The sequence below is a fragment of the Algoriphagus persicinus genome, assembly GCF_035156415.1.
Lineage (GTDB): Bacteria > Bacteroidota > Bacteroidia > Cytophagales > Cyclobacteriaceae > Algoriphagus > Algoriphagus persicinus.
The window spans coordinates 1-2,121 of sequence record NZ_JAYEEY010000063.1 but is presented as its reverse complement, the minus strand read 5'-3'; the positions used below and the strand labels follow the sequence as shown (position 1 = coordinate 2,121).

The following is a 2,121-nucleotide window of genomic DNA, read 5'->3' as shown; positions in this document are numbered from 1 at the left end:
TATTCGATAGGAAGATTAACCATTTTGGTGAATGTTGATCCTGTTAAAAATCCCCTTTTTTATCCTCCATTCAAACAATTATCAATGTTTTTCTATTCCTAATGCATAATCACGGTTAAACCAAATCACGTAGGTGTGGCATTTGTTCTAACCGCCACAGGCCATACTAGTGGTTTGACAGCTACTGCATTTTTTACGGATGCAAATACACAAGTTTCTGATTTAGCTCCTACTACGGCATCTTTTGGTGCTACTGTTATTTTGACAGCCAAATTATCCCAACAAGGTACTGATAATAGTTGTGGCGCATGTGTCGGAAATGGTAATCCAATTCCAGGAAAAATCTTAACTTTTTCTTTAAATGGTTCAACATTAGGAACTGGTACAACTGATGCCAATGGTATTGCAACCTATAATTGGGTGGTTAATCAACCTGTAGGAAATTATAATGGCTTAAATGGATTAACAGCTTCCTTTGCCGGTGACCCTTCTAGCAATCCTTATGCTGCTAAGTCTAACAATACAAATTTTTCGGTCACAGCTTCAGTTTGTACCCCACCATCTGTTTCAAATCCGGGAAACATTATTGTAACCTATGGCCAAGATGCGATATTCTCTGTTGCGGCTACAGGTTCTGCAACACTGTCATACCAATGGCAGGTGAATACTGGATCTGGTTGGAACAATACTTCTGATTCAGATGGAGTACCTACAACATTCACGGTAGTAAAGCCTATAATTAGCCAAACTGGTGCTCAATACCGTGTGATTGTTTCAAATGGTTGTGCACCAGATGCAACTAGCAATGCAGCGACACTTACTGTAAACCAAAAAGATATCACAGGATCATTTACCGCTGACAATAAGGAATATGACGGGAATACTTCTGCTGTAGTATTAACACGCTTTTTAAATGGAGTGATAGCTCCAGATGCAGTGACTCTAACCGGCGGTACAGCTACTTTTTCTGATGCAAATGCCGCCTTAGGCAAAACTGTGACTCTCACAGGCGCTAGTTTAAGTGGAGCTGATGCAGGTAATTATAATTTGACCTCTGTAGGCACGACGACAGCAAATATTTCCAAGGCACCATCTACCACAGTTGTGACTATTGAACCTGGATCATTTACCTACACAGGTTCAGCGATTACTCCGGCTTCTGTAAGTGTAACCGGAGCAGGTGGATTGAGTTTGACACCGGATGCTGACTATGCGAATAATGTAAATGCCGGGCCGGCGACAGCGAGTTATAGCNCAGGTTCAGCGATTACTCCGGCTTCTGTAAGTGTAACCGGAGCAGGTGGATTGAGTTTGACACCGGATGCTGACTATGCGAATAATGTAAATGCCGGGCCGGCGACAGCGAGTTATAGCTATGCAGGTGATGCGAACCATGAGCCGAGCATTGACAGTGAGGATTTTACGATCGGCAAGGCTAATGCAGTGATCACGGTTACCCCGTACAGTGTGACCTATGATGGCAATGCGCATACCTCGGTATTTACCGCGGTAGGGGTAGAAACAACAGCGGCTGATCTTACCGGGTTAATGGATGTTTCGGCAACGACTCATACCAATGCAGGTGATTACACGGGTGATGCCTGGACTTTTGCAGGAAACGGCAATTACAACGCAGGCGGCGGAACAGTGGATAATGCAATCGGCAAGGCAGATGCGGACATCACGGTAACGGGTTACAGCGGCACATACGATGCATTAGCTCATGGAGCGACAGGCACAGCCCTAGGCATTGAAGGGGAGACGTTGGCAGGACTTTATCTTGGCGCAAGCTTCACCAACGTACCTGGAGGCCAGGCAGACTGGACATTTACAGATGTGACTGGAAACTATAACGATGACGCAGGTTCAGTTCAAATCGTAATCGGCAAGGCAGATGCGGACATCACGGTAACGGGTTATAGCGGCACATACGATGCATTTGCTCATGGAGCGACAGGCACAGCCCTAGGCATTGAAGGGGAGACGTTGGCAGGACTTGATCTTGGCGCAAGCTTCACCAACGTACCTGGAGGCCAGGCAGACTGGACATTTACAGATGTGACTGGAAACTATAACGATGACGCAGGTTCAGTTCAAATCGTAATCGGCAAGGCAGATGCG

At 45.7% G+C, this 2,121-nt stretch carries 1 protein-coding gene; it reads left to right on the top strand.

Features of this window, described 5'->3' with window-relative positions; translation table 11 throughout:
* Window positions 1–135: 135 nt before the first annotated feature.
* On the top strand, window positions 136–2,121 hold a 1,986-nt coding region (locus tag U3A58_RS21570), incomplete at its 3' end, for a YDG domain-containing protein (protein WP_323826464.1).